The organism is Endozoicomonas sp. ONNA2 (assembly GCF_024606365.1).
GTDB lineage: Bacteria > Pseudomonadota > Gammaproteobacteria > Pseudomonadales > Endozoicomonadaceae > Endozoicomonas.
The window spans coordinates 1-2,625 of the sequence record NZ_JAHHPO010001162.1 but is presented as its reverse complement, the minus strand read 5'-3'; the positions used below and the strand labels follow the sequence as shown (position 1 = coordinate 2,625).

Below are 2,625 nucleotides of genomic sequence, written 5' to 3'. Positions count from 1 at the left end.
ATAGTACCAGCCCAAGTAGCCAGAAATATTCGATTCCATATGGCCAGCTACTTACGTCCAACTAGCTCTAATAGTAGACAGTCTTATGGAATTTGCCGCCCGTCGCTCGTCGCCGGTAAAAAAAGAGAATAGAATTTACTACATGAGCGGTGTCTTAACGTCGACTGCCCATTGTTTCCAACATCACAACCTTGATGGTATACACACGGTTTTCTGCCTGGTCAAAAACAAATAAGACAGGTTCGGGGTCACGCAAGTGGGATGTCAAGCTGTCTTTCACCGCCCCAATCAGGAAGATATCGGTGCATAAACCAAACCTTAAACCGGAGTAATCGTCCACTGACTTTCAAACCGACCACACGTTGTCCCTGATTATTGACCGTAAATACACTACCCCCTTGAAGACAGAAAAAACCACACCTTATCGCCGGATTCTGGCAGGTTTTTTTTCTGGTTTAAGAATACACGACTCTGCTTGTTCATGGCTTTTTCTATGTTGGATAGCAGCATAGACCATCAGACGCAATGTCAACACCATAACAGGGCCACAATCCTCGTTCAGCTTTCTTCAGATAGAGTGAGGAAACCAGATAGTTCAGGCTCTTCAGGAATCGGAAGCCGCCATAGCGGGTTGTTAAGAATCAATGGATCAGACAATTGCGCCATTCAGGGCTTCCGGGCGACTATACAGCGCGAATTTTTTGGTGTTGGGTCGGTGCATAAGAGATAATATTTGCCTTCAGGGTTTGACAGCCGCTCATAAACACTTGGCAGAAGTCACAGATATCATTGATGTTCGATGAACACTGGACAGACACCGACCTGTCTTTCATATTCACCAGATAAAGTCTGTCGACATCAAGGACCAGCACCAGAATTGCTTCTGGCAAAGTGGATACCTCTGGCTCAAGTTGCATCACTATATAATCCGTTTTACTGGTGGCCCGTAGTTCATACATCTCCATCAAGACATCGGCTAACTCGTTCTGCAAACGGATCATTTGTCTACCGGTCTCAACCTCGCTCATGGGCAGCCAGGGCATCTGCGCAGATGGCAGTCCGAAAACGAGATGTACCCCTCGCTCCTTGTGATAACCAAGCTCCAGGATACGGTTAATCACCTGTTTGACGGTCAGTTGAGAATCACGCAGATTACCCTGAATCATGTTATTCAGCAGGGCGACCTTCCTGGCATCCTCTTTGCGGATACGCTGCAAACCAAGACTCTGGGCGGCATAAAGAAGAATCCGCCTGTTATTTTTTGATGGATCCCCCAGTCCGAAATCCCTCGGAGGGTACTGGTGAATAAATGTCTTGACATCAATTTTATCCAAACCTTCAGCATCAGGCTCTCCCTGTTGGGTCGGGCGAACAAAAATAGCCTCGGTTGACTCACTGGCCAGCATAAGAAATTGGAGGTATTTCACTAACTGGGTTCCACTGGCAAAACTCGCATAAACCAGGCGCCCAAGGGCACGGTTCAATACCTGCTCACCGATCGTGTATAGAAGTATCAGAAGACGTTCTGTGGGGTGACGAAAAATTCGCACCACTGGCGAGATGGGTTCCGGGCAATCCGTTCGTGAGCAGGCGAAGGTAACAAAGAATTGATGTTCCGGTGCCAGCTGATCAAGATGTTGCTGCATAGCGGCAAAGAAGGCGCGACCACCAGCGGACTCGGAGATATTCATCTGCTTGCCGCAAAGATGGCCTTCCCGGCATAGTTCCTGCCAATTCGGCACCACCCCAAGAGCCATCATCTCCCACAGAAACCCATAGCCATCGCCGCTTGCCAGATCGAACAGTTCGTCTGGCATCCACAGTTGCGCCAAAAGCCGCTCAAATGTCTTGGTCATGCTGACCATATTAAGCTTCAGTGATGGGCAAGCGGTCGTTTCAGCAACTGTCGGCAGAGCAACCCCTGACAGCACTCGTTCCTGAGGGTCCAACTTGTGCTGTCCGTAAGTACCTAGCTGGGCAATAGCTCTTTCGAGCCCCGCTACATCAACAGCTTGCTGATTCCGGATCGCTGATAGCCCGGATGCTTCCGGGACTGCCATCATCGACCCATGGTATTCACTGGCTGCCCCACGATCATCGACCTGAGTCGGTGTACGGACACCAGCCACTGCCGACACTGGTTCAAAAAGACTCCAGTCGTACTTCTTCACCTCTTCGGCAAAATCAGTATCCCTGACAAACTCCACTGGTGTTCTCTGACAGACTGAGCACTGAGCAACTTCCCGGGTCATCTCCATAGAACAGCTATTGTGGTAGGTGTGTCCACAACAGCAAGAAACCATAAAGGGAGGGTGTTCAATATACTTTACACACTGATGGCAAAACCGACGCTCGACAATCTCGTCAATTAGTGGCTGCAACTCTCTGGCTTGACAGCCGACACCAGAGGTATTTGACAACGGGGCATGGCCTGGATTCATAAAGGCTCTCCTCAATAAACTGTTATCAACCGGGAAGATGTCCAAGAATAGCCCCCCCTGCCCTGCACGGCAATTGCTCCTGCGTTGCTCTGGCTCTTGCATCCATGCAGTCCTGCGGTGGCAGCAACCTGGTCTAAAAAGTCGGAATTTTTTTGTGAATAGTGGTTCTATTTACTAAAAATTC

1 protein-coding gene is annotated in these 2,625 nt (G+C 49.3%); it reads right to left on the bottom strand.

Features of this window, described 5'->3' with window-relative positions:
* Positions 1-683: 683 nt before the first annotated feature.
* Positions 684-2,441, bottom strand: a complete 1,758-nt coding sequence (locus tag KDK14_RS20525; RefSeq protein WP_257267097.1) for a hypothetical protein — start codon at positions 2,439-2,441, stop codon at positions 684-686.
* Positions 2,442-2,625 lie beyond the last annotated feature (184 nt).